At 75.2% G+C, this 403-nt stretch carries 1 pseudogene; it reads right to left on the reverse strand.

Annotation, left to right across the window (positions count from 1 at the left end):
* Positions 1-403: pseudogene (locus GUY59_RS47210) on the reverse strand (GNAT family N-acetyltransferase); the annotation flags it as partial.

Raw genomic sequence — 403 nt, forward strand, 5'->3', positions numbered from 1 at the left:
CCCTGGTGCGGTCCGTCCGGGGTGGTGGGGGCCATCTCTCCGCTTGACGTGTCACCGGCCCCCGCCACCGAGGAGGACGGGGTCCGGGACGTGGCGGCGGACAGCGTGGTCATGGCCAGGGACCGGGCGCGGGCGGTGTCGATGTCGTCGAGTTCCGGTGGCGGGACCACCGGATGCGCCCGCCATCTCGCGTACCGCACCACGTGCGCCAGCGCCCGCACCGCCTCCTCGGGAGCCGCGTACGAGGGGATGGAGCCCCGCCCGGGCGTCGCGTCGGAGCCGGTCTCGACGCGCAGCGCGGGGTGCATGCCGAGATGCCCGTGGAACGTGGTCACGACCGGCTTGGCGACGTCCTTGGAGACGCGCAGCAGCTCGGCGGCCACCTCGTCGGACGCGCCCGGGA

It is taken from the genome of Nonomuraea sp. K271 (genome assembly GCF_009908215.1).
Classification (GTDB): Bacteria; Actinomycetota; Actinomycetes; order Streptosporangiales; family Streptosporangiaceae; genus Nonomuraea; species Nonomuraea longispora.